The sequence below is a fragment of the Kitasatospora sp. NPDC002543 genome (assembly GCF_053594915.1).
On record NZ_JBSFWR010000111.1, the window covers coordinates 1 to 26,567 of the forward strand.

At 75.7% G+C, this 26,567-nt stretch carries 21 protein-coding genes; 12 read left to right on the forward strand and 9 right to left on the reverse strand.

Annotated features, from left to right (window positions below):
* Nucleotides 1-50: 50 nt before the first annotated feature.
* The 3 genes from ACWD4P_RS32165 to ACWD4P_RS32175 all read right to left on the reverse strand — a co-directional run bounded on the left by ACWD4P_RS32165 (nucleotide 51) and on the right by ACWD4P_RS32175 (nucleotide 2,589).
* Complete coding sequence (locus ACWD4P_RS32165; RefSeq protein ID WP_359829492.1) at nucleotides 51-935, reverse strand: S1 family peptidase; 885 nt, start codon at nucleotides 933-935, stop codon at nucleotides 51-53.
* A gap of 262 nt (nucleotides 936-1,197) precedes the next feature.
* On the reverse strand, nucleotides 1,198-1,791 hold the full coding sequence (locus ACWD4P_RS32170; protein ID WP_449782076.1) for a GNAT family N-acetyltransferase: 594 nt from the start codon (nucleotides 1,789-1,791) through the stop codon (nucleotides 1,198-1,200).
* A 105-nt stretch (nucleotides 1,792-1,896) separates the two neighbouring features.
* Entirely contained in the window at nucleotides 1,897-2,589 is a 693-nt protein-coding gene (locus tag ACWD4P_RS32175) for a phosphoribosyltransferase (protein WP_449782077.1), read from the reverse strand.
* 383 nt (nucleotides 2,590-2,972) lie between these two features.
* Between ACWD4P_RS32175 and ACWD4P_RS32180 the strand changes: the two genes are divergently transcribed.
* From ACWD4P_RS32180 to ACWD4P_RS32205, 6 genes are all read left to right on the forward strand, one after another.
* Nucleotides 2,973-3,422, forward strand: coding sequence for an STAS domain-containing protein (locus tag ACWD4P_RS32180; RefSeq protein WP_449782078.1), 450 nt, complete (start codon nucleotides 2,973-2,975; stop codon nucleotides 3,420-3,422).
* A gap of 13 nt (nucleotides 3,423-3,435) precedes the next feature.
* The gene (locus ACWD4P_RS32185; protein WP_449782079.1) at nucleotides 3,436-3,927 is read left to right on the forward strand and encodes an ATP-binding protein; all 492 of its coding nucleotides are present in this window, start codon (nucleotides 3,436-3,438) and stop codon (nucleotides 3,925-3,927) included.
* A 148-nt stretch (nucleotides 3,928-4,075) separates the two neighbouring features.
* Nucleotides 4,076-4,447: an STAS domain-containing protein gene (locus ACWD4P_RS32190; protein WP_449782080.1), complete on the forward strand. Its 372-nt coding sequence runs from the start codon at nucleotides 4,076-4,078 to the stop codon at nucleotides 4,445-4,447.
* Between the two features lie 137 nt (nucleotides 4,448-4,584).
* Nucleotides 4,585-8,715, forward strand: coding sequence for a HAMP domain-containing protein (locus ACWD4P_RS32195; RefSeq protein WP_449782081.1), 4,131 nt, complete (start codon nucleotides 4,585-4,587; stop codon nucleotides 8,713-8,715).
* A 91-nt stretch (nucleotides 8,716-8,806) separates the two neighbouring features.
* A complete protein-coding gene (locus ACWD4P_RS32200) occupies nucleotides 8,807-11,164 on the forward strand; it encodes a SpoIIE family protein phosphatase (protein ID WP_449782082.1) in 2,358 nt (785 codons plus the stop codon).
* A 38-nt stretch (nucleotides 11,165-11,202) separates the two neighbouring features.
* On the forward strand, nucleotides 11,203-12,114 hold the full coding sequence (locus ACWD4P_RS32205) for a phosphotransferase (RefSeq protein ID WP_449782083.1): 912 nt from the start codon (nucleotides 11,203-11,205) through the stop codon (nucleotides 12,112-12,114).
* 331 nt (nucleotides 12,115-12,445) lie between these two features.
* Here ACWD4P_RS32205 and ACWD4P_RS32210 read toward each other — a convergent pair whose 3' ends face one another.
* The 4 genes from ACWD4P_RS32210 to ACWD4P_RS32225 are packed head-to-tail and all read right to left on the reverse strand — an operon-like array spanning nucleotide 12,446 to nucleotide 16,639.
* A complete protein-coding gene (locus ACWD4P_RS32210) occupies nucleotides 12,446-13,525 on the reverse strand; it encodes a glycerate kinase (RefSeq protein WP_449782084.1) in 1,080 nt (359 codons plus the stop codon).
* A complete protein-coding gene (locus tag ACWD4P_RS32215; protein WP_359830810.1) occupies nucleotides 13,522-14,343 on the reverse strand; it encodes a sugar phosphate isomerase/epimerase family protein in 822 nt (273 codons plus the stop codon). Before ACWD4P_RS32215 ends, ACWD4P_RS32210 begins: the two co-directional genes overlap by 4 nt.
* A complete protein-coding gene (locus ACWD4P_RS32220; RefSeq protein ID WP_449782085.1) occupies nucleotides 14,340-15,488 on the reverse strand; it encodes a dihydrodipicolinate synthase family protein in 1,149 nt (382 codons plus the stop codon). Before ACWD4P_RS32220 ends, ACWD4P_RS32215 begins: the two co-directional genes overlap by 4 nt.
* A complete protein-coding gene (locus ACWD4P_RS32225) occupies nucleotides 15,485-16,639 on the reverse strand; it encodes a Gfo/Idh/MocA family protein (protein ID WP_359830815.1) in 1,155 nt (384 codons plus the stop codon). The genes ACWD4P_RS32220 and ACWD4P_RS32225 overlap by 4 nt, the downstream gene beginning before the upstream one ends.
* Nucleotides 16,640-16,762: 123 nt before the next feature.
* Between ACWD4P_RS32225 and ACWD4P_RS32230 the strand changes: the two genes are divergently transcribed.
* Both ACWD4P_RS32230 and ACWD4P_RS32235 read left to right on the forward strand, forming a co-directional pair.
* Nucleotides 16,763-17,800 (forward strand): LacI family DNA-binding transcriptional regulator, encoded by a 1,038-nt coding sequence (locus ACWD4P_RS32230; RefSeq protein WP_449782086.1) that lies wholly within the window; start codon nucleotides 16,763-16,765, stop codon nucleotides 17,798-17,800.
* Between the two features lie 261 nt (nucleotides 17,801-18,061).
* Nucleotides 18,062-19,120 carry a substrate-binding domain-containing protein gene (locus ACWD4P_RS32235; RefSeq protein WP_359829777.1) on the forward strand — a complete coding sequence of 353 codons (1,059 nt, stop codon included), beginning with the start codon at nucleotides 18,062-18,064 and terminating at the stop codon, nucleotides 19,118-19,120.
* Between the two features lie 27 nt (nucleotides 19,121-19,147).
* On the opposite strand, the gene ACWD4P_RS32240 is transcribed toward ACWD4P_RS32235, so the two are convergent.
* Complete coding sequence (locus ACWD4P_RS32240) at nucleotides 19,148-19,927, reverse strand: sugar phosphate isomerase/epimerase family protein (RefSeq protein ID WP_449782087.1); 780 nt, start codon at nucleotides 19,925-19,927, stop codon at nucleotides 19,148-19,150.
* 4 nt (nucleotides 19,928-19,931) lie between these two features.
* On the reverse strand, nucleotides 19,932-21,875 hold the full coding sequence (locus tag ACWD4P_RS32245; RefSeq protein ID WP_449782088.1) for a DUF2264 domain-containing protein: 1,944 nt from the start codon (nucleotides 21,873-21,875) through the stop codon (nucleotides 19,932-19,934).
* A 251-nt stretch (nucleotides 21,876-22,126) separates the two neighbouring features.
* Here ACWD4P_RS32245 and ACWD4P_RS32250 point away from each other — a divergent pair, with 251 nt between their 5' ends.
* The 4 genes from ACWD4P_RS32250 (at nucleotide 22,127) to ACWD4P_RS32265 (ending at nucleotide 26,428) form a co-directional block, all read left to right on the forward strand.
* Nucleotides 22,127-23,458, forward strand: a complete 1,332-nt coding sequence (locus tag ACWD4P_RS32250) for an ABC transporter substrate-binding protein (RefSeq protein WP_359829780.1) — start codon at nucleotides 22,127-22,129, stop codon at nucleotides 23,456-23,458.
* Complete coding sequence (locus ACWD4P_RS32255) at nucleotides 23,455-24,414, forward strand: carbohydrate ABC transporter permease (protein ID WP_449782089.1); 960 nt, start codon at nucleotides 23,455-23,457, stop codon at nucleotides 24,412-24,414. The genes ACWD4P_RS32250 and ACWD4P_RS32255 overlap by 4 nt, the downstream gene beginning before the upstream one ends.
* Nucleotides 24,411-25,325, forward strand: coding sequence for a carbohydrate ABC transporter permease (locus ACWD4P_RS32260; RefSeq protein ID WP_449782090.1), 915 nt, complete (start codon nucleotides 24,411-24,413; stop codon nucleotides 25,323-25,325). Before ACWD4P_RS32255 ends, ACWD4P_RS32260 begins: the two co-directional genes overlap by 4 nt.
* 122 nt (nucleotides 25,326-25,447) lie before the next feature.
* Nucleotides 25,448-26,428 carry a hydroxyacid dehydrogenase gene (locus ACWD4P_RS32265; RefSeq protein WP_449782091.1) on the forward strand — a complete coding sequence of 327 codons (981 nt, stop codon included), beginning with the start codon at nucleotides 25,448-25,450 and terminating at the stop codon, nucleotides 26,426-26,428.
* Nucleotides 26,429-26,567 lie beyond the last annotated feature (139 nt).

Below are 26,567 nucleotides of genomic sequence, written 5' to 3' on the forward strand. Positions count from 1 at the left end.
GGCCCGCCGCACCCGGTGCGGCGGGCCGACGGCTCCGCGGAAGGCCCGGGTCAGTACACGCTGACCTGGTACGCGGAGAGCGCCGCGTTGACCGGCTGGTAGAAGGTCGTCCCGCCCGAGGTGCAGTTGCCACTGCCGCCCGAGGTGAGGCCGAGCGCCTTGGCGCCGTCGTAGAGCGGGCCGCCCGAGTCGCCGGACTCGGCGCAGACGTTGGTCTGGATCAGGCCGCTGACGATGCTGCCGTCGGTGTAGCGCACGGTGGCGTTGAGCCCGGTGACGCTGCCGCCGTGGGTGCCGGTGGTCGAGCCGGTGCGCTTCACCGCCTCGCCGACGTAGGCGTTCGGGGCGGAGGTGAAGCCGCCGGGGTGGCTGAGCGCGCTGTTGTCGTAGCGGACCAGCGCGTAGTCGTGGCCGGGGAAGGTCGAGGCGATGGTCGGCCCGATCCGGGTGGTGTGGTTGAGGTCGGTGTACCAGTCGGGGGCGACGTTGCCGCAGTGCCCGGCGGTGAGGAAGTAGTGGGTGCTGCCGCTCACCACGTTGAAGCCGAGTGAGCAGCGGTACTGGCCGCCGTAGATGGCGTCGCCGGCGGCGACCAGCGGGGAGAGGACGCCGGGGACGCGGTGGACGTCGACGCTGGACGCGTTGGGGCCGGCGGCGCTCATCAGTTTGGCGAGCGAGACCGGGGTCACGGTGCTGTCGGCGGTCACCACGACGCGCCCGGCGGCCTCGTCGACGTACCAGGCGGTGCCGTTGACCTCGGCACCCAGGATGGCCTCGCTGACCGCCGAGAGCTGTTCGGGTTCGGCGGGGCCGACGGGGGCGGCGGCGGCTCCGGGAGCCGCGACGGCGGTGGCGGTCAGCAGGCCGAGGGTGGCGGCGAGCAGGCGGAAGCGGCGTGTGGTGCCGGTGCGGGGCGTGGGGCGCGTGGTCCTCACCGATCTCCTCCAGAGGGGGTGACGGCCCTGGGGGTCGGGGCCGTGAAGCGCCGTCAGGCGGTGGGCGGACCCAAGCCGGTGCTCTCCGGAAGCACGGCGGATGATCTGCTCCTGACAGGCACTGACCGGAAGTATGAGGAATCGGACAGTTCGGTACAAGCTTCCCGAGGGGGTGTCGGCGGACCCGCAGACCGGCGGGTGAGTGCGCGGGCCGCCGTTCGGGCCCCTGGGGCGTGTCGTGCGGACGGCGGGGAGGGCCGGGTCACCGGGCCGGGGTCTGATCCCTGGTCAGCCGCCACACCAGCTCCTCGCCGGTCTCGGCCGGGGCGAGCACCTCGGCGGGGCGGCGCAGGTGCTCGGTGAAGCCGAGGCGGGCCGGGACGGCGCCGCTGGCCGGGTTGGCCGGGTCGTGCACGATCTCGACGTGGGTCACCCCCGGAAGGCGGAAGGCCTCGGCGGACAGGGCCCGCGCCGCCCCCGTGGCCAGCCCGCGGCCGGTGGCCGCCGGGTGCAGCCAGTAGCCGATCTCCCGGGCTTCGGCCGGGGTGTCCTCGCGCCGGAACAGCCCGCAGGTGCCGACGATCGCGCCGTCACGCACGATCGCGTAGGTGAACTCCCGCCCGCTGTCCCAGAGTTCGGCGCGGCCGGCGAGGAACTCGGCGGTCTTCGCGCGACTGTGCTCGGCCACCCAGGGCATCCAGGGCCGCAGGTGGTCCAGCGACTCCTCGATCACTGCGAAGAACTCGGGGAGGTCCGCCTCGCCGTCGAAGCGGCGCAGCGTCCCCCCGTCCAGCTCGATGAGGCGCGGCGGGGCGGCGGCGTGCGGGGGGACGGTGACGTGCGGGGGGCGGTTCATGACGGGATGATGGTCCGCCCACCCTCCGTCGGGCAACGGGTTTTGACGGCGGCGGACGCGCCGGCGGCATGGCCGGGTGCGGGGTGGCCGGGGCGCCGCGCCCCGTCAGCCCCGCCGGCCGCCGCCCGGCGCGCGCCCGGCCGGGGCCCGGCCGGGCTGGGTGCGCCGGTGCAGCAGGACGGCCGCCTCGCGGTCGGTGACGTCGTGGAACTCGCCGTACCAGGGCCCGGCGGCGTGCGCGTAGCGGGGCAGGTGGAGGCAGACCACCGCGTCCACGTCCCGGCGCAGGTCGGCCGCGATCCGGGCGTCGCCGACCGGGGCCGCGAGGATCAGCCGCTCCGGCCGGTCGCCGGCGAGGGCGTGGAGGGCCGCCCGGGCGGTGAGGGCGTCGATCAGGCCGTCGGAGACCAGGACGGCGGTGCGCCCCCGCAGCGGCAGCCGGTCGCGGCCCTGGCGGTAGAGCGCCTCGCGGCGGTGCACCTCGACCCGTTCGCGCTTGACGCTCGCGCCCAGCTCGGCCGTGGTGACGCCGAGATCCTTCAGGGTGTACCGGTCGAACAGCGGCGGGTCGCCGTCGGCGATCGCACCGACCGGCCGGTCGTGGCCCGGTACGGCCAGCGGGCGGACCACGGTGGCGTCGAGCGGGGCGCCCAGGGCCTCGGCGACCTCGGCGGCCACCGGCAGCCCGCCGGGTGCGAGCCCGAGGACCACCACCCCGGTTCCGGACCGCCCGCCCAGCAGCGGGGCGAGTCGGCGGGCCAGCTGGTGTCCGGCGGTGCTGCGGTCGAGGAATCTCACGGGCCTGTCCTTGTCCTCCGTGCGTTCGAGCGCCCCGGTCGGGTCCGGACGGCGCACCCCGGCGGGCGGCCTGCGGCCCCCGCCACCAGGGCGGCTGCCCCGTCACGGGAAGCCCTAACGTCCGGGACCGGTCCGGGCTGGATCCGGGGCGCGATGCGGGGCGCGGCCCGGAGCGTGCGAGCCGGGACCGGCCCGGAAGATCACGGTCCGACGGGTGTGCGCCGGCCGAGCCGGGGCAGGCGCGGGGCATGGACGGCCGACGAACGCTGCTCCCGCCCGTACCCGGGGTGTTCGCGGGTGCGGCCGTTCGGGCGGCCCGGCCCGGCACGCGTGATGATGGTCCGGACGGCGCCCCGCCGTCCCCGCCGGACCGGGAGCCAGCCATGCCAGGGTCAGCCGAGCAATCCCGTGAGCCCGCCGGCCGGGACGGAGCCGGCGAGCCCGAACCCGACGGTCTGCGCGTCGCGGTGGCCGACCGCGGGCCGGACCGGATCGTCAGCGTCGCCGGGGAGCTGGACCACGACAGCGCGGAGCTGCTGCGCTCCGCGCTCGCGAGCCCGGCGCCCGCGGACGGCATCGAACGGATCGTGGTCGACCTCGCCGGTCTGCGGTTCTGCGACTCGACCGGCCTGAACGTGCTGCTGCGCGCCCGACTGGACGCCCGGGCCGCCGGGCTGCGGCTGGAGCTGGCCGGCCCCGTCCCGTCGGTGGCGCGGCTGTTCGCGATCACCGGGGCCGACGGCGTGCTGCGGGTCCACGCCGACCTCGGTACCGCGCTGGCGGCCTCCGGCGAGAGTCCCGAGGGGCCCGCCGCACCGCCCGGACCGAGGTGAGAGGAGGCAGGCCGTGGAACGCCCCGGGAACGGCGGGCCGCCGGAACGGGAGCAGACCAGGCGACTGGGGCTGCGGGGCAGCACTGCCGCGGTCCAGCGCAGCCGGGAGTTCAGCCGGCGGGCGCTGGTCTCCTGGCACTGGCTGCCGGCCCCCGACGAGGTCCGGCGGGCCGCTGCCGAGGACGTCCTGCTGATGGTCTCCGAGCTGGTCACCAACGCCTGCCTGCACGCCCCCGGCGGCCCGCGCGAGCTGCGGCTGTCCTGGGACGGCGCCCGGCTCCGGGTGGAGGTCGCGGACGCCAGCCCCGTCCCGCCCCGGCTGCGCCCGTTCGCCGGCCCGAGCCGGCCGGGCGGGCACGGGCTGCGGGTGGTGGACCGGCTCGCCGCCGCCTGGGGGTCCCGGCCCGAGGACGGCGGGAAGCTGGTCTGGCTGGAGGTGGCGCGCCCGCCGGTGCTGACGACGGCCGCCGCGGACGGGGCCGGGGAGCCGGGGCGGCCGGGCTGACCGCCGGGCGGGCCCCGCGGACGCGGTCCCGACGGCGGGCGCCGGGCCGGCCGGGGAGGTTTCCGGCGGGCCGCAGCGGACAGCCGCAGGGATGTGGACGCCGGCCACCGGCCGGTGGGGGCCCGTCCGGCGAGAGGAGTCCGGAGCCATGACGCAGCGCCCGTCGAAGTCGGGGAGCCCGGCCGTCGCCCGGGCGGAGGGGCTCACCGTCGAGACCCGGCCGTGGGCCCTCGGCACCGTGCTGGTGCCGACGGGCGAGCTGGACCTCGACTCGGCCGCCGACCTGCGGGCCGCCCTCGACCGGTCCCTCGGCGAGCCCGCCACCGTGGTCGTCGTGGACTGCGCCGGGCTGGAGTTCTGCGACTCCACCGGGCTCAACGTCCTGCTGCGGGCCAAGGCCCGGGCGGCCGTGGACGGCAGCCGGATCGAGCTGGCCCGGCCCCGGCCGCTGATCCTGCGGATGCTCGAACTCACCGGCGCCACCGACGCTTTTCCGATCCGCGACACCGTGCCGGGCTGAGGCCCCGGATCCCCCTCCCCGCGTGTCACCCCCGGCCCGCGGTGGCACAGTGGGAGCAGGGCGGCGGCCCGCCGCCCTCGGACCGGGGCGCCCGGACGGCGCACCCCGGCCGGGCGAGCGATCCGGACGGTGGACGGATGGACGAGCACCCGGTGGCCGGAGCACCCGCGCCCGGCCCGCCCGATCCGGCCGAGCAGGCGCTGCGGCAGCTGCTCGCCGGGCTGACGGCCGTACGCGACGGGGACTTCCGCACCCGGCTCGCCCCGGACCGCCCGGGGGTGCTGGGGGAGATCGCGGCGGTCTTCAACGGCATGGCCGACCAGCTGGCCCGGGTGACGTCCGAGGTGACCCGGGTGGCCCGCGAGGTCGGCACGGACGGGCGGCTCGGCGGGCAGGCCCAGGTGCCGGAGGCGACCGGGACCTGGCTGGAGCTGACCGACTCGGTGAACGCGATGGCGGGCAACCTGACCTGGCAGGTGCGCAACATCGCCCAGGTCACCACGGCGGTGGCGCGCGGCGACCTCACCCAGAAGATCGAGGTGGACGCCCGCGGGGAGATCCTGGAGCTCAAGAGCACCGTCAACACCATGGTGGACACCCTGTCCTCGTTCGCGGACGAGGTGACCCGGGTGGCCCGGGAGGTCGGCACCGAGGGCCGGCTCGGCGGGCAGGCCCAGGTGCCGGGCGTCGCCGGGACGTGGCGCGACCTGACCGACTCGGTGAACGCGATGGCGGGCAACCTGACCTGGCAGGTGCGCAACATCGCCCAGGTGGCGACGGCCGTCGCCGACGGGGACCTCACCCAGAAGATCTCGGTCGCCGCCCGCGGGGAGATCCTGGAGCTCAAGACGACCATCAACACGATGGTCGACCAGCTGTCCTCGTTCGCGGACGAGGTGACCCGGGTGGCCCGGGAGGTCGGCACCGAGGGCCGGCTCGGCGGCCAGGCGGACGTCCGGGACGTCTCCGGCACCTGGCGGGCGCTCACCGAGTCCGTCAATGTCATGGCCGACAACCTCACCGCCCAGGTCCGCTCGATCGCCGAGGTGACCACCGCCGTCGCCGAGGGCGACCTGACCCAGAAGATCCGGGTCGACGCGCGCGGCGAGATCCTGGAGCTGAAGGAGACCATCAACACGATGGTCGACCAGCTGTCCTCGTTCGCGGACGAGGTGACGCGCGTGGCCCGGGAGGTCGGCACCGCCGGGAACCTGGGCGGCCAGGCCACCGTCCGGGGCGTCTCCGGGACGTGGAAGGACCTCACCGACAACGTCAACGTGATGGCCTCCAACCTGACCGGCCAGGTCCGCTCGATGTCCGAGGTGGCGACGGCGGTCGCGCGCGGCGACCTCTCCCGGAAGATCACCGTCGAGGCCAAGGGCGAGGTGGCGGCCCTCGCTGACGCCATCAACACCATGGTGGACACCCTGTCCGCCTTCGCCGACGAGGTGACGCGCGTGGCCCGCGAGGTCGGCACCGAGGGCATCCTGGGCGGCCAGGCCCGGGTGCCCAACGTCGCCGGGACGTGGAAGGACCTCACCGACAACGTCAACTTCATGGCGCACAACCTGACCAGCCAGGTGCGCAACATCGCCCAGGTGACCACCGCCGTCGCCGACGGCGACCTGACCCGCAAGATCGACGTGGACGCGCGCGGGGAGATCCTGGAGCTCAAGACCACCGTCAACACGATGGTCGACCAGCTGTCCTCGTTCGCCGCCGAGGTGACCCGGGTGGCCCGGGAGGTCGGCAGCGAGGGGCGGCTCGGCGGGCAGGCCCGGGTGGAGGGCGTCTCCGGCACCTGGAAGCGGCTCACCGAGAACGTCAACGAGCTCGCCGGCAACCTGACCCGGCAGGTCCGGGCGATCGCCGAGGTCACCAGCGCCGTCGCGGCCGGCGACCTGACCCGCTCGATCAGCGTGGACGCCTCCGGGGAGGTCGCCGACCTCAAGGACAACATCAACGCGATGGTCGGATCGCTGCGCGAGACCGTCCTGGCCAACCAGGAGCAGGACTGGCTCAAGACCAACCTGGCCCGCTTCTCCGCCGCCATCCAGGGCCGGCGGGACATCCTGGCCGTCGCCGAGATGATCACCGACGAGGTCACCCCGCTGGTGGGCGCACAGTACGGGGCGTTCTTCCTCGCCGAGGAGGGCGCCGAGGGCACCGAGCTCGCCCTGACCAGCGCCTACGGCCGCCCGGCCGGGGAGCGGCGGAGGCTGCGGCCGGGGGAGTCCCTGGTCGGCCAGGCCGCCCGGACCCGGCGCACCGTCACCGTGGACGACCTGCCGCCCGGGTACGCCACCGTCTCCTCCGGCACCGGCGGCACCGACGTCCGCTCGGTCGTCATCCTGCCGATCGCCCTGGAGGAGTGGCTGATCGGCGTGATGGAGTTCGCCTCCGTCCACCCGTTCACCGAGGCGCACCGCGACTTCCTGGCCCAGTTCGCCGAGGCCTGCGGAGTCAACCTCGGCAACCTGCTGGCCAACGCCCGCACCGACGAACTGCTCGGCGAGTCCCGCCGGCTCACCACCGAACTCCAGGCGAGGACCGACGAGTTGCAGGACGGCCAGGAAGAACTGCGCCGCTCCAACGCCGAGTTGGAGGAGAAGGCGGCGCTGCTCGCCCAGCGCAACCGGGACATCGAGGCGAAGAACCTGGAGATCGAGCAGGCCCGCCAGGAACTGGAGGACAGGGCGGGAGAGTTGACCCGCACCTCGATGTACAAGTCGGAGTTCCTGGCGAACATGAGCCACGAACTGCGCACCCCGCTCAACAGCCTGCTCATCCTCGCCCAGCTGCTCGCCGAGAACAGCGGCGGCAACCTCACCCCCAAACAGGTCGAGTACGCCGGCGTGATCCACTCCGCCGGCACCGACCTGCTCCAGCTCATCAACGACATCCTCGACCTCTCCAAGGTGGAGGCCGGGAAGATGGACCTCGCCGTCGAACCCTTCACGCTGCGCGAACTGCTGGAGTACGTGGAGTCCGCCTTCCGGCCGCTGGCCGACCAGAAGGGGCTCGCCTTCGACCTGTCCGTCGACCGCACCGTGCCCGAGCGGATCGTCACCGACCAGTCGCGGCTGCGCCAGGTGCTGCGCAACCTGCTCTCCAACGCCGTCAAGTTCACCGACACCGGCCGGATCGAGCTGCGCATCGAACGCGTCGAGGGGGACGAACTGCCGCCCGGGCTCGGGCGGTCGCCCGCCGCCGTGGCCTTCCACGTGGACGACACCGGGATCGGCATCGACCCGGCCCACCTGGACACCATCTTCGGTGCCTTCCAGCAGGCCGACGGCTCCACCGCGCGGCGCTACGGCGGTACCGGTCTCGGGCTGTCGATCAGCCGGGAACTCGCCCGGCTGCTCGGCGGCGCCCTCACCGTCCGCTCCGCGGCGGGGCAGGGCAGCCGGTTCACCCTGTACCTGCCGCTGGGCGAACAGGCGCCGGCGGGCGACGGGGACGAACCGAGGGTCCTGGTGGTGGAGCCCGATCCGCCGGGGCTGCTCACCCAGCTCGCCCGGGCGGCGGTGGCGACGCTGCCGGAGACGCCGGCCGACGGCTCGACCGCGGAGGGGAGCGGGACGGCGGCGGCCGTGCGGGTCGACGGGGTGGGCGACGAGGCCGGGCTGCGGGCCGCGCTCACCGGCGGGCCCTACCGGTGCGTCCTGCTGGACCTGGTCGGCGCCGTGGACCTCGCCCCGCTGCTCGGGGAGCTCGCCGCGGGCGGCACCCCGGTGCTCGGCTACGGGAGCGCGGGCACGCCGCCGCCCGTGGGCGTGGAACGGGTCGGCGGGCTGGACGAGCTGCGGGTCCGGGTGACCGGGGCGCTCGGGGGCGGGAGCTCCGCCGTCACCGAGGAGGCCCCGGCCCCGGCCCCGGCGGGACCGCTCGACGGACGGACCGTACTGATCGTGGACGACGACATCCGCAACGTCTTCGCGCTCACCGCCGCCCTGGAACGGCACGGCCTGAACATCCTGCACGCCTCCGACGGCCGCGCCGGGCTCGACCTGCTGCGCGCCCACCCGGAGACCGACCTGGTGCTGATGGACGTCATGATGCCCGGACTGGACGGCTACGCGGCCATCGCGGCGATCCGCGCCGACGCGCGCTTCGAACGGCTGCCGGTCGTCGTCGTCACCGCCAAGGCCATGCCCGGCGACCGGACCCGCAGCCTGGCGGCCGGCGCCGACGACCACGTCACCAAGCCCGTCGACACCGTCCGGCTGCTGGAGCGGATGCGGGACTGGCTGGACGCCTCATGACCGCACCTCGGCGTGGGGGAGCCGCGGCCGGGCGCCCGCCGGGTGCCGCGGTCCGGCATGACCGAGCGATGGCCCCCCACCGGGGTGCGCCGTGACCGCCGGGCCGGAGCCGTCCGGTCAGGAGGCCGCGGAGCGCACCGCCCGTGCCCTGGCCGAGACCGTCCGCCGCCTCCGGGCCGCCGCCGCCCGGGCACGCGCCGAGGCGCGGACCAGGGCCGCCGTCGACCTCGCCACCGGCATCCTGGCCGAACGGCTCCGCCTGCCGGTCGCCGAGGCCGCCGTCCACCTCGCCCGGCTGGCCCGGGAGTCGGGCGTGCCGGTGCTCGCACTGGCGGCGGACATCGCGGGACTTCCGGAGCCGGGGCCCCCTCCGGGCGGCGGGACCGGACCGGAGGGTGGGATCGGACCGGACGGCGGGCCAGGACCGACGGCCTTCGGCCCTCCCACCGCCGGGCCGCCCGCCGCCGCCCTGCCGCTCGCCCCCGCGCTCGCGGCCTCGCCCGACCTGGAGCACGCCGCCGGGGCCGTCCTGGACCAGGCCGCTGCGGCGCTCGGGATCCGCGCGGTGGCCGTCTGGCAGCGGCTGCCCGACGGCGGACTCGGCCTCGCCGCGCAGGCCGGCCTCTCCGCCGAGGAGGCGGCCGGCTGGTCCCGGGTGCCGCCCGGCGTCCCCACCCCGGCGCAGCTGGTCGTCGACGGCGGCCCCGAGCTGTGGCCCGGCGATCCGGGCACGGACGGGCCCTCGGTGGGCGCCGGCCCCGCCCGGGCCGTCCTCCCGCTGCTCGACCGGCGCCGCCGCCACGGCGCACTGGAACTGCTCTGGCCGCCCGGCGGCCCGGAGGACCCCCTCCCGGTGCTCGACCCCGCCCAACGCCGCGCGCTGTACGCCCTCGCCGACCTCTGCGCGACCCTGCTCGGCCCGCCGCCCGGGCCCGCCGCCCCCGAGCAGGCCGGCGCCCTCCTGGCCGGCCTGCTCACCCCCGCGCTGCTGCTGGCCCCCGTCGTCCGGGCGGAACACGTCGCCGACTTCACGGTGCTGCGGGTCAACGCCCGGTTCCGCGACCCGCTCGGCCGCCCGCGCGAGGCACTGGAGGGCGCCTCGCTGCTGGAGACCTACCCGGTCGCCTGCGCGGCCGGACTGCTCGACCGGGTGCGCCGCGCGTACGAGACGGGCGTGCCGTCCACCGCCGAGCGGGTCCGGCTGGCCTTCCGGGAGCAGGGCCCGGCCGTCCCGGTGGCCGTCCTGCTCTCGGTCCTGCCGCTCGGCGACCGGCTGCTGCTCTGCTGGCAGCTCGACGACGAACAGGAGCAGGACGAGCGCACCGCCCTGCTGCGCCAGGCCCAACGACTGGCCCGGGTGGCCGGGTTCGAGGAACGCCCGGCCGAGGGCCGGATCCGCTGGAGCGACGGGCTGCACGAACTGTACGGCCTGCCGCCGGGCGCGCCCCCGGTACCGCTGGACCGGCTCGCGCGGCACACCCACCCGGACGACCGGCCGGCCATCCGGCGCCTGCTGGACACCGTCCGGCACCACCACCGGACCGCCTCCGCGGTCGTCCGGCTCGACCGCCCGGACGGCACCCACCGCTTCACCCGGGTGATCGCCGAACCGGTGGTCGACGAGGCGGGCCGGCTGGTCGCCGTCCGCGGCGCCTACCACGACGTCTCCGCCCAGCACTGGACGGAGGTCGCGCTCGGCGCCACCCGGGAACGCCTGGCCGACAGCGAGCAGGAGTCGGCCGAGCGCGCCCAGCTGGCGCTCCGGCTGCAGCAGGCGATCCTGCCCGCCGCGCCGCCCCCGCTCGGCGTCACCGGCCTGCACGCCGCCGTCCGCTACCGCCCCGCTGCCCAGCGCGACCGGGTCGGCGGCGACTGGTACGACGTGATGGTGCTGCCCGACCGCAGGGTGCTGCTCGCGGTCGGGGACGTCGCCGGGCACGGCGTCGGCGCGGCCACCGGCATGGTCGCGCTGCGGCACGCCCTGCGCGGCCTCGCCGTCACCGGGGCCGGCCCCGGCCGGCTGCTCGCCTGGGCCAACACCGTCGCCCTGCGCGAACCCGGCCAGGTCACCGCGACCGCCGTCTGCGTGCTGCTCGACCCCGTCGGCGGCGAACTGCGCTGGGCCCGGGCCGGCCACCTGCCGCCCATCCGGCTCGGCGCGGACGGCGCCCAGGTGTTCCCGCTGCCGCACGGCGTGCTGCTCGGCGCACTCGACGACGCCGAGTACGAGGAACGCACCGCCCGGCTCGACCCCGGAGACGTCCTGCTGCTCTACACCGACGGGCTCGTCGAACGCCGGGACCGCCCCGTGGAGGAGTCCGTGGAGCAACTGCTCCGGGCGGCCGGCGCCCCCGGCCCCGACCTGGAGCAGTACCTGGACCGGCTGCTCGAACTCAGCCCCGCCGACACCGAGGACGACACCTGCCTGATCGCCGTCCAGACCGAATAGCCCCCTCGGGACCGTACGCCCGGCTACCGTTGCTCCGCATGACCCACCCCGCGACGGACATCACCGCGGAACTGGTCCGCGACCTGCTGCGCGACCAGCACCCCGACCTGGCGGACCTCCCCGTGCGCCTCGGCGCGCGCGGCTGGGACAACCAGCTGTGGCGGCTCGGCGACGACCTCGCCGTCCGGCTGCCCTGGGCGACCGAGGGCGCCGACGCGCTGCTGCGCAAGGAACACGCCTGGCTGCCCGCCCTCGCCCCGCACCTGCCGCTGCCGGTACCCGTCCCGCAGCGCCTCGGCGAGCCCTCTGAACGCTTCCCGCGCCCCTGGCTCGTCACCACCTGGGTGCCGGGCGAGCCCGCCGACCGCGCCCCGGCCACCCGCGCCGAGCAGGCCGCCGACGCCCTCGCCGCGTTCCTCGGCGCCCTCCACCGCCCCGCCCCCGCCGGGGCGCCCGCGGGCCGGGGCCGCGGCGGACCGCTCGCCGGCTACGCCGAGGGCTTCGCCCGGCGGCTCGCCTCGATGACCGGGCTCGGACTCATCCCCGACCCGGAAGCCGTCCGCGCCGTCTGGGAGGACGCCGTGGACGCCCCCGAATGGACCGGCCCGGCGCTCTGGCTCCACGGCGACCTGCACCCGGCCAACGTCCTCACCGCGGACGGCACCCTCTGCGGGGTCATCGACTTCGGAGACCTCTTCGCCGGTGACCCCGCCGGCGACCTCGCCGCGCCCTGGCTCCTGCTGCCGGACGGCGCCGTCGACCGCTTCCACGAGACGTACCGGCCCGCCGCGGACGCCGCCACCCTCCGCCGCGCCCGCGGCTGGGCCGTGCTGCGCGCCCTCGTCTGCCTGGGCATCGGCGATGCCGGGGTCCACGGACGCCCCGGCGGCAAGGCCGGCTGGGGCCCGCCCGCCCGGGCCGCGCTGCGCCGCCTCGTCGCGACGGCCTGAGCCGGGAGCGCGCGGTCTCGCGGGCCCGCCGCCGACCGGCCACCCACCTCGGCAGCGGCGGCCCCGGCCCCGGCGGTACCGTCCTCGTCCACGGCACGGCGGCCGGCGTGGGCTCCTTCACGGTCCGGACCGCTCCCGAGGGCTCGGGGCACGCGTCCTCGACACCACGCCGGGCCCGCTCGCCGAGGGCGGCCGGCCCGGCTGCCCGGGTGGAGCGACCCGGCGCTGATGGGACCGTATCGACGACTGGCAACCAGCCGGTGCTCCCGTGCTCCGCCGACCCCGCCGTGGAGCGGGCCGAGCCGCCGCCCCCGGCCGGGCCGGCGCGGAGTCAGCCGGTCGCCGCGTCCTGTGCGAGCCGTGCTCCGGCGCGGGCCAGCCAGGTGTGGGCGTGCTGCCGGGCGGAGGCCGGGTCGCCCGCGAGCGCGCTCAGGGTGAGCACCCGGTCGTCGGTCGACTCGCCCGCGACGATCCGGGCGGGAACGCCGGCGCGGGCGGCCCGGGCGAGGACCTCGCCGACGGCCTTGCCGCGCAGGCTGGTCGCGTCGTACCGGCCCTCACCGGTGATCACCAGGTCCGCCGCCGCGATGTCCCGGTCGAGGCCGAGGAGGTCGGCGACGGCGGCGGCACCGGGGCGGACGACGGCGCCCCATACGGCGGTGAGGCCGTAGGCGGTGCCGCCCGCGGCCCCGGCGCCGGGTTGCGCCGGGTCGCCGCCGAGGAGCGCGGCGAGCCGGGACAGGCCCCGGTCGAGCAGGGCCACCTCGTCCGGGCCCGCCCCCTTCTGGGGGCCGTAGACGGCGGCGGCGCCGTCCGGGCCGAGCAGCGGGTCGGCGACGTCGGTGAGCAGGACCACGCCGTCGGGCGGTGCCGGGCGCAGGCCCGTGCTGTCGACCCGGTGGAGTCGCGTCAACTCCCCGCCACCGTCGGGCAGTTCCCGTCCCTGCGGGTCGGTCAGCCGCAGGCCGAGCGCGGCGAGCAGGCCGGTCCCGCCGTCGGTGGAGGCGGAGCCGCCGAGGGCGACGGTCAGCCGGCGGGCGCCGGAGTCGAGGGCCGCGGCGACGGCCTCGCCGGTGCCCCGGGTGGTGGCGGTGAGCGGCGCGGGGCGGGCCATCAGGGGCAGTCCGCTGGCGACGGCGAGTTCGACCAGCGCGGTGCCGTCGGGGAGCAGGGCGTACCGCCCGGTGACCGGCCGTCCGTCGGGGCCGGTGCAGCCGGGGACGTCGTGCTCGGTGGTGCCGGGCAGGGCGGCCGCGACGGCGGCGGCGGTGCCCTCGCCGCCGTCGGCCATCGGACGGGCGATCAGTTCGTCGTCCGGCCGCACCGAGCGCCAGCCCTCGGCCAGCGCCCGGGCGGCGTCGGTCGCCGTCACCGTCCCCTTGAAGGAGTCCGGGGCGAGGACGACCCTCATGCGCCCACCACGTGGGCGCGGTGGCGCTCGACCACCGTCGCGAGGGTCCGTTCCCCGGGGGTGTCCCAGATCTCCTGGTTGAAGATCTCGGTCTCGATCCAGCCGGTGTACCCGGCGGCCGTGACCATCGCCGTCAGCGCGCCGAAGTCGATGTGCCCGTCGCCCACGTGGCCCCGGCCGAGCAGCGCGTCGGCGGGCAGCGGCAGCGTCCAGTCGCAGACCTGGTAGGAGGCGATCCGGGCGCCCGCGCGGGCGATCTGCGCGGCGAGGTCCGGGTCCCACCACACGTGGTAGCTGTCGACGACGACCCCGACCTGCTCGACGGGGTGGCGCTCGGCGAGGTCGAGGGCCTGGCCGAGGGTGGAGACGACGGCGCGGTCGGCGCAGAACATCGGGTGCAGCGGCTCGATCGCCAGCCGTACGCCCAGATCGCCCGCGTACGGCGCGAGTTCGGCCAGCCGGTCGGCGACCCGTTCGCGCGCCCCGGCCAGGTCGCGGCTGCCCTCGGGGATCCCGCCGACGACCATCACCAGGGTGTCGGTGCCCAGTTCGGCGGCGTCCTCCAGGGCGCGGAGGTTGTCGGCGAGCGCCGCCCGATGGGCGTCCGGTCCCTCGGCGGTGAGGAACCCGCCCCGGCACAGGCTGCTGACGGTCAGGCCCGCCGAGCGGATCAGCGAGGCCGCGCGTCCGACGCCGACCTCCTCGACCTTGTCGCGCCACAGCCCGATGGCCGGGACTCCGGCCTGCGCGCAGCCGCGCACCGCCTCCGGCAGGCTCCAGCCCTTGGTGGTGATCTGGTTCAGCGAGAGCCGGTTCACGCCGCCACCCCTGCCACCGCGAGGAACTGCCGCATCCGGTGCGCCGCCAGGTCCGGGTCGGGCAGGACCCCGGCGGCGTCGGCCAGCCGGAACAGCTCCACCAGGTGGGCCACGGAACGGCCGCTCTGGGCCCCGCCGACCATGGTGAAGTGGCTCTGGTGCCCGGCCAGCCAGGCGAGGAAGACGATGCCGGTCTTGTAGTGGTACGTCGGCGCCGCGAACAGGTGGCGGGCCAGCGGGAGGGTGGGGGCGAGCAGCGCGTCGTACCGGTCGGTGTCGCCGGCGTCCAGGGCGTGCAGCGCGGCCGCGGCGCGGGTGGCGATCGGGTCGAAGACGCCCAGCAGCGCGTGGCTGTGGCCGAGTTCGTCGCCGCGGATGAGCCGCGGGTAGTTGAAGTCGTCCCCGGTGTAGAGGCGGACGCCTTCGGGCAGGGCGCGGCGCAGGGCGATCTCCCGCTCGGCGTCGAGCAGGGACACCTTGATGCCGTCGATGCCGGCGCGGTTCTCGCGGATCAGCGCCAGCACCGTCTCGGTGGCCGTGTCCAGGTCGGCGGAGCCCCAGTAGCCGGCCAGCGCGGGGTCGAACATCTCGCCGAGCCAGTGGAGGATCACCGGCTGCCCGGCCTGGCCGATCAGCCGTCCGTAGACGTCGAGGTAGTCCTCCGGCCCGCGGGCCGCCGTGGCGAGGGCGCGGCTGGCCATCAGGACGGGCCGCGCGCCGGCCTCCTCGACGACCGCGAGCTGCTCCTCGTAGGCGGCCGTGGTCGCGGCGAGGTCCGCGCCCGGGGCGGTGAGCTGGTCGGTGCCGACGCCGCAGACGAGGCTGCCTCCGACGGCGCGGGCCTCGGCGCCGGAGCGGACGATCAGCTCCCGGGTGGCGGTCCAGTCCAGGCCCATGCCGCGCTGGGCGGTGTCCATGGCGTCGGCGACGCCGAGGCCCAGCGACCAGAGGTGGTGGCGGAAGGCGAGGGTGGCCTCCCAGTCGACGGCGGCCGGGGCGCCGGGGGCGTTGCCGCCGAGCGGGTCGGCGACGACGTGTGCGGCGGCGAAGGCCGTGCGGCTGCGCGGGGGGTGTGCCGGGAGGTCCAGCGGTTCCGGGGTGCCCAGCCGGTGGCGGCCGAGGCCGGGGAGGTTCAGCTCGGTCATCGGATCTCCAGGGCGGGGACGTCGAGGCGGCGGCCCTCGCGGGCGGAGCGCAGGCCGAGTTCGGCCAGCTGGACGCCCTTGGCGCCCTCCAGCAGGTCCCAGGTGTACGCGGAGCCGGTGGCGACGTGCCGCAGGAACAGCTCCCACTGCGCCTTGAAGCCGTTGTCGAACTCGCCGTTGTCCGGGACCTGCTGCCACTGCTCGCGGAACCGCTCGGTGGCCGGCAGGTCCGGGTTCCACACCGGCTTGGGGGTGGTGGCCCGGTGCTGGATCCGGCAGTTGCGCAGCCCGGCGACGGCGCTGCCCTCGGTGCCGTCGACCTGGAACTCCACCAGTTCGTCGCGGTCGACCCGGACGGCCCAGGAGGAGTTGATCTGGGCGGTGATGCCGCCCTCCAGTTCGAAGATGCCGTAGGCGGCGTCGTCGGCCGTCGCCGGGTAGGCGCGGCCCTGCTCGTCGACCCGCTCGGGGATGTGGGTGGCGGTGTGGGCGTACACCGAGCGGACGGGGGCGACGACCTGGTCCAGCACGTACCGCCAGTGCGGGAACATGTCGAGGATCATGCCGCCGCCGTCCTGGGCGCGGTAGTTCCAGGAGGGGCGCTGCGCCTCCTGCCAGTCGCCTTCGAACACCCAGTAGCCGAACTCGCCGCGCACCGACAGGATGCGGCCGAAGAAGCCGCCGTCCACCAGGCGCTTGAGCTTGCGCAGTCCGGGCAGGAAGAGCTTGTCCTGCACCGCGCCGTTGCACACGCCGGCCTCCCGGGCGAGCCGGGCGAGTTCGAGCGCTGCGTCGAGGGACTCGGCGGTCGGCTTCTCGGTGTAGACGTGCTTGCCGGCCGCGATGGCGGCGCGCAGGGCGGGTTCGCGGGCGGGGGTGACCTGGGCGTCGAAGTAGATCTCGGCGAGGGGGTGGGCGAGCGCCTCGTCGAGCGAGGTCGTCCAGTGCGTCAGGCCGTGGCGGTCCGCCAGTTCCCGGATCTTGCGGGCGTCGCGGCCGACCAGGATCGGCTCGGGCCACAGGGTGTCGCCGCCCTCCAGGGCGAGGCCGCCCTGTTCGCGGATGGCCAGGATCGAGCGCACCAGGTGCTGGCGGTAGCCCATCCGGCCGGTGACGCCGTTCATCACGACGCCGATCGTCCTCTGAGTCATGCGTGGTCCTCCGCGTCTTGAGCCGTCAGTCTTGACCGGTCAGGTGGAAAGCGCTTTCCCGGAGGTTATGGAGATATGCTGCGCGCGTCAATGCACGTGGTGGCGGAAAGCGGGGAACGGTCGATGGGTGTCACTCTCAGCGAGGTCGCCCGCCACGCCGGGGTCTCGCTCGCGACGGCCTCCCGCGCGCTCAACGGCTCGGCCCGGACGGTCGGCGGGGAACTGGCGGCGAAGGTCCGGGCCAGCGCCGACGCCCTCGGGTACCTGCCGAACGCCCCGGCCCAGGCCCTCGCCCGGGCGGCCACGGCCAACGTCGGCGTGCTGCTGCACGACGTGGCCGACCCGTACTTCGCGGCCGTCGCCCGCGGGGTCTCCGACGCCGCCGGGCGGGCCGGGCTGCTCCCGCTGGTGGTCAACACGGACGGCGATCCGCAGACGCAGGTGCGCGGCATCCGCATGCTGCACGGCCAGCGCGTCCGGGCCATCGTCCTGGCCGGCTCCGCCCACACCGACCCGGCCGCCGTCCGGGCCGTCGACGCGGCGCTCGCCGACTACCGGGCCGACGGCGGCAGGATCGCGACCATCACCGACCACGGGCCCGACTACGCCGCGGTCCTGCCGGACAACCGCGGCGGCGCGGCCGCCCTGACCCGCGCCCTGCTGGAGCTCGGGCACCGCGAGTTCGCCGTGATCACCGGGCCGGAGCGGCTGCGGGTCCCGGTGGAGCGGCTCGCCGGGGTGCGCGAGGCCCTCGCCGAGGCGGGCCTCGAACCGGCCGAAGGGGCCGTCCAGCACGTGGAGTTCACCCGTGAGGGAGGCCGCGAGGCGATGCGGAGGCTGCTCGACCGCCCGCGGGCCCAGTGGCCGACCGCCGTGCTGGCGCTGTCCGACATCTGCGCCGTCGGAGCGCTCGGCGAACTGCGCGCGCGCGGCGTGGACGTGCCCGGCCGGATGTCCGTGGCCGGTTTCGACGACATCCCGTTCGCCGCGGACGTGGCGCCCCCGCTGTCGACGGTGCGGATGCCGCTGGAGCGGCTGGGCGCCCGTGCCGTCGAGCTGGCGCTGGAGTCCGACGGGGACGGGCGGCCCGCCCGGCCGGCCCTGCCGACCGAGGTCGTGCTGCGGGCGAGCACCGGGGCGCCGTTCCGGCCGGCCCGGTGAGCGGGGGAGCGGCCGGGCGCGCGGCGCCGTCGGAGGCCCGGGGCCGGCTGGAGCGCGGACGGATCCGGGTGATCAGGACCAACCGGACCTCCCGGGCGGGATTTCCGCAGGCCGGGAACCCGGGAGGACCTGACCGGACGCTGGTGTGACCGGTACGGTGGTTCTGATCGACTCGGCACGCCTGTGTTCGTTCGATCGAATTTCGATTGAACGAGCCGGATCGATCAGACACCGTGCGCACGGGGTACGCAGGAGGAAGCCATGACCATCACGGCCGAGGAGCGTCGGTCCCGGATCCTGGAGGTCGTGCGCGACCTCAGGACGGTCCGCGTGGTGGACCTCGCCGCCCGGATGGGCCTCTCGGCCGTCACCGTCCGCCGCGACGTGGCGGTGCTCGCCGACGACGGGCTGCTGCAGCGTTCGCACGGCTCCGTCTCGCTGCCGCGCGCCAAGCCCACCGCGGCCGAGGGCGCCGAGACGGTCCTGGGCATGCTCGTGCCCACGGTCGGCTCGTACTTCGACGAGGTGGTCGGCGGCGCCCGGGTGGCCGCGACGGAGGCCGGTGCCCGCCTGGTGCTCGCCATCGCCCCGTACGAGTCGGCCGACGACCGCGCCCAGATCGGGCAGCTGCTCGACTCCGGTGTGGACGGCCTGCTGCTGACCCCCAACTGGCGCCCGGCCGGCGGAGAGCGCGGCCTGGGGGACGGCAGGCTCCCGGTACCCGCCGTGCTCGTCGAGCGCCGCCCGCCCGCCGACGGCGAGGGCGCGCTACTGGACTCCGTCGGCTCGGACCACCGGTACGGCGTCCTGCTCGCGCTGCGCCACCTGGTCGCGCTCGGACACGGCTCGGTGCTGCTGGTCGCCCGGGAGGACACCTGGACGGCGCACCAGGTCCGGGCTGGGTACGCCGAGGGGACGGCGCTGCTGGGACTGGAGCCCCAACCGGTGATCGACATCCGCCGCCCCGGCGTCGACTCCGAGGCCGTCGCCGAGCGGATCGCCGAGGCCGCCGGGCGGGGCGTGCGGGCCGTCCTGGTCCATAACGACCAGGACGCCATCCAGCTTCCGCCGCTGCTGCGCGCCCGGGGCGTCCAGGTGCCGGACGACGTGGCGCTGATCGCGTACGACGACGTGTTCGCGGCCCTCGCCGCGCCGCCGCTGACCGCCGTGGCGCCGCCGAAGCGGGCCGTCGGCGCGGCCGCCGTGGAACTGCTGCTGCGCCGCCTTCGGCTCGGCTCCGCGCTGCCCGTGCACCGCCTCGAACTGCTGCCCTCGCTGGAGGTCCGCACCTCCTGCGGCGGCGCGGGCGAGGCCGGCTGAGTCGCCCCGGCCGGCCCCGCCCGGGGCTCAGGCCGTGAGCCGGGCGAGGTGGGCCGCGCCGGCGTCCAGCAGCCCGGGCAGCGGGGCGGCGGCCGGGTACCAGGGGGCCTCGTACTCCCAGGACACCCAGCAGTCCGCCGGGAGGGCGCGCACGCACTCGGCGATCGGCAGCACGCCCGCCCCGAGCGCGATCGGCGTGAGGTCGTCCTCGCCCGCGACGTCCTTGACCTGGACGTAGCCGAGGTGGGGTGCGAGCGCGGCCAGACTCCGCGCCGGGCTCTCGCCGGCCAGGTGGGTGTGCAGCAGGTCCCACAGCGCGCCGACGGCCGGGTGCCCGACGAGGTCGAGCACCCGGGCCACGTCACGCCCGGCGCGGTGCGAGTCGTGGGTCTCCAGCAGGATCCGGACGCCGAGGGCGTGGGCGGTGTCGGCCGCCGCGGCGAGCCGCCGGGCGGCCCGCCGGTCGTCCTCGTCCGGGGCGGACCGCTCGCCGTGCGGGAAGACCCGCAGGTGGCGCGCCCCGAGGTCGGCGGTCAGCCGCAGGTGGTCGACCAGGTCGGCGACCGCCCGGTCGTCCTCGCCCGGCGCGGCGACGCCGAGGTACGAGGCCACGGCGAGCGGGGTGATCCCGTGGGCGGTGAACTCCCTTCGGGCACTGCGCAGTTCCGCGGCCGTCAGGCCCGGGTGCACCGGTTCGCCGGGCGCGCAGCGCAGTTCGAGTCCCTGCCAGCGGTGCTCGGCCGCCAGCCGGAGGACCTCGGTGAGCGGGCGGCCGGGCAGGCCCAGGGTGGAGAGGGCGAGGCGCACGGGGTCAGTCCTCCCGGTGGACGGTGACGGAGCCGTCGGCGAGTTCGGCGGTGTGCCGCGTGCCGTCCGGCCAGTGGACGTGGAGCAGGTGGCCCCGCGGGGTGCGTTCGGTGCGGATCCCGACGGCCGCGAGGGGCGGCCGGGGCGCCGGGCCCCGGGCGAGCCGGGCGGTGCTGACGAACAGGGTGGCCGCGCCGGTGGTCCGCCCGGTGGCACGGGGGACCGCGCCGACGGCGCCGAGCGCCGTGCCGGCCGGCAGCGGGTCGGTGCCGGCCGTGGTGTAGCCCTCCGCGTGGCGCAGCTGGGAGAGCAGCGGCAGGCCGTCCGCCCCGGTGGCGGTGGCGGTGGCGAGCGGCCCGTCCACGGTGGTGGCGACGCCGTCGCCGGCCGCCGCCCAGCCGCTGTGCCGGACCTCGGTGCCCGGCTGGGCCCCGGTGACCAGGTGGGCGTGTACCTCCTCGGCCCCGGCGGCGAGCACGAGGGAGGTCACGACGACGCCGGGCAGCTCCTCGCCGCCCGCCCGGGGCCGGTGCGCGGAGGCGGCCCAGCCGTCGCCGGCGCCGAGCGGTTCGATCCGGCCGCGCTCGGTGAGGGTGCCGCCGGCGATCAGGCCGAGGTGGTTGTCCGGCGGCCCGTCCAGCACCGGGCCGGTCGCGGTGGAGTGGGCGAGGCGGGCGTAGAGCGGGTCGTCGGGCAGCACCTCGTCGGCGGGCTGGTCGTCGCTGCCGTGGTTGTGCAGCCGGACGAGGCCGTCGGCGGCGGTGGACTGGATCAGCCAGCCGGGCCGGGGGAGCGGGTGGACGGCGTCCGCGAGTTCGGCGGGCCCGGGCTGCTCGACGGCCGTCCAGACCGGGTGGTCCGCGGGCAGCAGCAGCCCGAGGAAGCCCTTGCTCGCCCAGTAGGGGGAGGCCGGGCCGGAGTACGGCTGGACCATCGGGGGGTACGGGCCGTGCCAGCCGGAGGTGAGCAGGCCCTCGGCGTCGAGCGCGCCGCGGTCGAGGAAGTGGCGCAGGGCGCCGGAGGCGAGGCGGCGGGTGGTGCCGGCGGACAGCGGGGTGTGCCCGCTGAGGGCGCCGGCCCACAGCGGGGCCGCGGCGGCGAAGCGGTAGGTGAGCGAGCGGCCCTGGTGGACGGGGGCGCCGTCGGCGCCGAAGGCGCGGGCACAGGCGTCGAGGTGGGCGGCGAGCCGGCCGCCGTACCGGTCGAGCAGCTGCCGGTGGCCGCCCAGGTGGGCGTGCAGGACGGGGTAGAGGTGGAAGGCCCAGCCGTTGTAGTGGTCGAAGGCGCGCGGGCGCCCGTCGGTGTACCAGCCGTCGCCCCGGTACCAGGTCTCGATCCTCGCCAGGCCGCGTTCCACGGCCCGCTCGGCGGCCTCGGTGTCGATCCCCGCCTCGGCGAGGAAGCCGCCGACGGTCAGCGGGAAGAGCCACCAGTTGTTGTCCACGGGGGCGTGGTGGAGCGCGCGGGACAGCCAGGCGCCGGCCCGTTCGCGGACGTCCTCGTCGAGGCGGTCCCAGAGCCAGGGGCGGGTGATCCGCAGGGCGAGGGCGATGGACGCGGCCTCGACCATGGCCTGGCCCCGGTCGGTGATCACCGGCCAGGAGACGGGGTCGGTATCGGTGAGCGCGCGGTCGGCGGTCGGGCGGCGGGTGCCGGCGGCGAGCCCCTCGGCGTAGGCCGGGAGCAGCCCGTGGGGGTCGTCGCCGCCGGCGCCCGCGACCCGGAAGGCGGCCAGCAGGAACGTCCGGGCGTAGCCCTCCAGCCCGTCCGAGCGGGGGCCGGACCAGCTGGGACGGTCGCCGGGCAGGCCGATCAGCGCGTGCGCGGGGCCGGCGTGACGGCGGACGGCGGCCAGCAGGCCGTCGGCGGCGGCCTCCCAGTGCGCCCTGGTCCAGCCGGTGAGGGGGCTGAGCGCGCGGTCTTCGGGCGGTAGCTCGATCGGGGGCATGCCGGGCTCCTCGGGTGGGGCGGGGACCGAGTCCGGGGATGACCCGGATCGATCGCCCATGATATTGATCAAATGATCCGGCTGGACAGGGGTGAACGTCACGGAACGGGCGCTTTCCCATAAAGAAGCCTGAACATTGACGGTTCGGCCGGATCGAAACAGATCATTTGATCCTGAACTCTTGACTTCGATCGAAGCGCGGTCCCAGGATGGCCACACCCCTCACACCCCCCTCCACCGGGAGACGAGCCATGTCCACGACCCCCGCCCGTGTCCGCAGAGCCCCCCGCCTGGCCGCCGCGCTCGTCGCGTCCGCCCTCTGCGTGACGTCCCTCGCCGCCTGCGGCAGCGACTCCTCGAGTGGTGGCGCCGGCGACGGCAAGCCCGTCGCCCTCACCTTCTGGGGCTGGGCCAAGGGCACCAAGGAGGTCGTGGCCGCCTTCAACGCCAGCCACCCGGACATCCAGGTCACCTACGAGGAGATCCCCTCCGGCGTCGCCGGCGGCTACGCCAAGATCTCCAACGCGGTCAAGGCCGGCAACGCGCCCGACGTGTTCAACGTCGAGTACGTGCAACTGCCCGACATGGTCAGCCAGGGCGCCGTGCAGGACATCGGCAAGCTCGTCACCGACGGCGTCAAGGCCAAGTACCTGAGCCAGGCCCTGGAACTCACCACCCTCGGCGGCACCACCTGGGCCCTGCCGCTGGACGCCTCGCCGCAGGCCTTCTACTACCGCAAGGACCTCCTCGACAAGGCCGGCATCACCCCGCCGAAGACCTGGGACGAGTTCCGCACCGCCGCCCAGAAGCTGAAGGAGGCCCAGCCGGACGCCCGCATCGCCACCTTCTTCCCCGACGACCCGACCACCTTCGAGGCCATGGCCTGGCAGGCCGGCGGCCACTGGTTCAAGAGCTCGGGCGACGCCTGGAACGTCGACGCCACCGGCGCGGAGACCAAGAAGGTCGCCGACTACTGGCAGCAGCTCATCAACGACGACCTGGTCCGGGTCATGCCGTCCTTCAGCCAGCAGTGGACGGCCTCCCTGCAGAAGGGCGAGACGGCCGGCTACCTCGGCGCCACCTGGGGCGGCGGCGTGCTCAAGGGCACCGTCCCCGACGCCTCCGGCAAGTGGGCCGTCGCCCCCGTCCCGACCTGGGACGGCAGCCCCGCCAGCGGCATGCTCGGCGGCACCACCTTCGCCGTCTCCAAGAACAGCAAGAAGGCGAAGGCCGCGGTGGAGTTCGCCACCTGGGCCACCAGCACGCCCGAGGGCTTCAACGCCCGCATCGCCTCCGGCACCTCCTCCGCCTACCCGGCCGCCCCGGCCCTGGTCTCCGTCGCCCAGGCCGCCTTCAAGACCGACTTCTACGGCGGCCAGGACGTCTACGCGATCTACGGCGACGCCGCCAAGTCCATCAAGCCCGGCTGGCAGTGGGGCCCCGCCATGGGCGCCACCAACAACTCCCTCAAGGACGCCTTCGGCAAGCTCACCCAGGGCGGCACCGTCCAGTCCGCCGTGGACGCGGCGCAGCAGGCCACCGTCGCCGAGCTGAAGAACCGCGGAATCAAGGTCGCCCAGTGACCACCGCTCCGACCGGCCGCGCCGCCCGGACCGAGCCCGCCCGCCCCACCCGCGGGCGGCTCCGGCCCGGGCGGTACGGCGCGCCCGCCGTGCTCCTCGCGCCGTTCCTGGTCCTCTTCACCGCCTGCACGCTCGTCCCGATCGGGTACGCCGTCTACCTCAGCCTCTACTCGGAGCACCGCTCCGGCCTCGGCTTCGGCGGCATCGAGACGGTCTTCACCGGCCTCGGCAACTACACCCGCGCCCTCGGCGACCCGGCCTTCCTCGACGGCTTCCGCACCACGGCCCTGTACTGCCTGCTGTACATCCCGCTGATGGTCGGCCTGTCGCTGGTCTTCGCGCTGCTCCTGGACTCCACGCTGGCCCGCGCCCGCCGCTTCTTCCAGCTCGCGCTGTTCCTGCCGCACGCGGTGCCCGGCATCATCGCCGCCCTGATCTGGATGTACCTGTACACCCCCGGCATCAGCCCGGTCATCGAGGCGCTGAACTCCGCCGGGAGCAGCCCCGATTTGCTCGGGAACCCGCTGCCCGCCGTGGTCAACATCGCGCTGTGGGAATGGGTCGGCTACAACACCGTCATCTTCTACGCCGCGCTCCAGGCCGTCCCGCGCGAGGTGCTGGAGGCCGCGATCGTCGACGGCGCCGGCCCGCTGCGCACCGTCCTCAGCATCAAGATCCCGCTGATCCGCGCCTCGATCGTGATGGTCGGGCTGTTCACCGTGATCGGCTCCCTCCAACTGTTCACCGAACCGATGATCCTGCACGGCGCCTCACCCGGCGTCGTCAGCACCTGGACCCCCAACATGTACGCGTACACCGCCGCCTTCGACCGCGGCGACTACGGCCTCGCCGCCGCCTCCTCGGTGCTGCTGGCCCTCACCGCGGCCGTCCTGTCCTTCCTCGTCACCTGGGCGACCCGCACCCGCCCCGCCCGCCGGACGGAGGACTCCGCATGACCACGCTCGCCCCCGAACGCGAAACCCGCCGGCGCCCCCGCGCGCCCAGGACCGACCGCGGCCGGGCCAGGCGCACGCCCTGGACCCTGTCCAAGGCCGCCGTCAACGGCGCCCTCGTGCTGGCGGCCGCCTACACCCTGCTGCCGCTCGGCTGGCTGCTCACCGCCGCCGCCAAGAACACCGGCGACCTCCTCGGCGGCCACACCCTCACACCGTCCAACTGGAACCTCGGCGCCAACCTGCACGCCCTCGCCACCACCGGCGACGGCATCTACTTCCGCTGGTACCTCAACTCGCTGCTCTACGCGGGCATCGGAGCCCTGCTCTGCGCCCTCGTCTGCGTCGGCGCCGGCTACGCCTTCCACGTGTACGCCTTCCCCGGCAAGGAGAAGCTGTTCGGGCTCGTCCTGCTCGGCGTGCTGGTGCCGACCACGGCCCTCGCCCTGCCGATGTACCTGCTCGCCTCCGAACTCGGCCTCGCCAACACCTTCTGGGCGGTCTTCCTGCCCTCCCTGGTGAACCCCTTCGGCGTCTACCTCGCCCGCGTCTTCTGCGCCGGCTACATCCCCGGCGAGGTGCTGGAGGCCGCCCGGACGGACGGGGCGAGCGAGCTGCGCGCCTTCTGGTCGATCGGGCTCAGGATGGTCATGCCCGGCTTCGTCACGGTGTTCCTGTTCCAGTTCACCGCGATCTGGAACAACTTCTTCCTGCCGCTGGTGATGCTCTCCGACAACCGGCTCTTCCCGGTCAGCCTCGGCCTGTACGCGTGGAACACCCAGACCCACGCGTTCCCCGAGTTCTACCCGCTGGTCGTGACCGGCTCGCTGCTGGCCGTCGTGCCACTGGTGGTCGCGTTCGTCGCACTCCAGCGCCACTGGAAGGCCGGTCTGACCGCGGGAAGCGTCAAGTGACCCACCAGACCGCCGACTCCACGACCGCGCCGGAGAACCACGTGCCCAACCCGCCCGCCCCGAACGCCGCGACCGGGAACGCGCCCACCCCGCCGCGCCGGCGCCCGCGCGCCCTGCTGGTCATGACCCCGGACCTCGTCGGCCGGCTGGTCGACGACGAGACCATGGCCCGGCTCACCACCCTCGCCGAACTCGACCCGGTGCTGGTCGTCGACGACTTCACCGGCCCCGAGGCGGCCGCCGTCCTCGCCGAGACCGAGGTGATCGTCAGCAGCTGGGGCTGCCCGCCGCTCGACGAGGCCGTGCTCGCCGCCGCGCCCCGGCTGCGCGCCGTCGTCCACGCCGCCGGATCGGTCAAGCACCATGTCACCGAGGCCTGTTGGGACCGCGGCATCCAGGTCTCCTCGGCCGCCTGGGCCAACGCCCTGCCCGTCGCCGAGTACACCGTCGCCAACGTGCTGTTCGCCAACAAGCAGCTGCTGCGGCTCAGCGCCGACTACCGCGCGCGGCGGGCCCCGCACGACTGGCAGGCCGCCTACCCCGAGGCCGGCAACTACCGGCGCACCACCGGCATCGTCGGCGCCTCCCGGATCGGGCGGCGCGTCCTCGAACTGCTCCGCCCCTTCGACCTGGAGCTGCTGCTCCACGACCCGTACGTGGACGAGGCCGAGGCGGCCGCGCTGGGCGCCCGCTCGGTGACCCTCGACGAACTGTGCGAGCGCAGCGACGTGGTGAGCGTGCACGCTCCCGAACTGCCCGGCACCCGGCACATGATCGACCGCCGCAGGCTCGCCCTGATGCGCGACGGGGCGACGCTGGTGAACACCTCCCGCGGCTCGCTGATCGACCAGGAGGCCCTGGTCGAGGAGCTGGTCTCGGGCCGCCTCAACGCCGTCCTGGACGTCACCGTCCCGGAGGTGCTGCCGGAGGACTCGCCGCTCTACGACCTGCCCAACGTCCTGCTCACCCCGCACGTGGCCGGCTCGCTCGGCGGCGAACTGCGGCGGATGGCCGCCGCGGCGGCGGACGAGCTGGCGCGCTACGCCGACGGCAGTCCCTTCGCCCACCCGGTGCTGCGCGGCGACCTGGACCGCACCGCCTGACCGGGCGCGATCCCCGCCCGAGGGGGCGTGAGGGCCGCAGGAGTCACCCGACTCCTGCGGCCCTCGGCGTTCGCGCGGCGCGGCGTCCGGTCGTGCGACGACGTCGGCGGCCGTGCTCCTCCGAGGAGCAGGGCCGCCG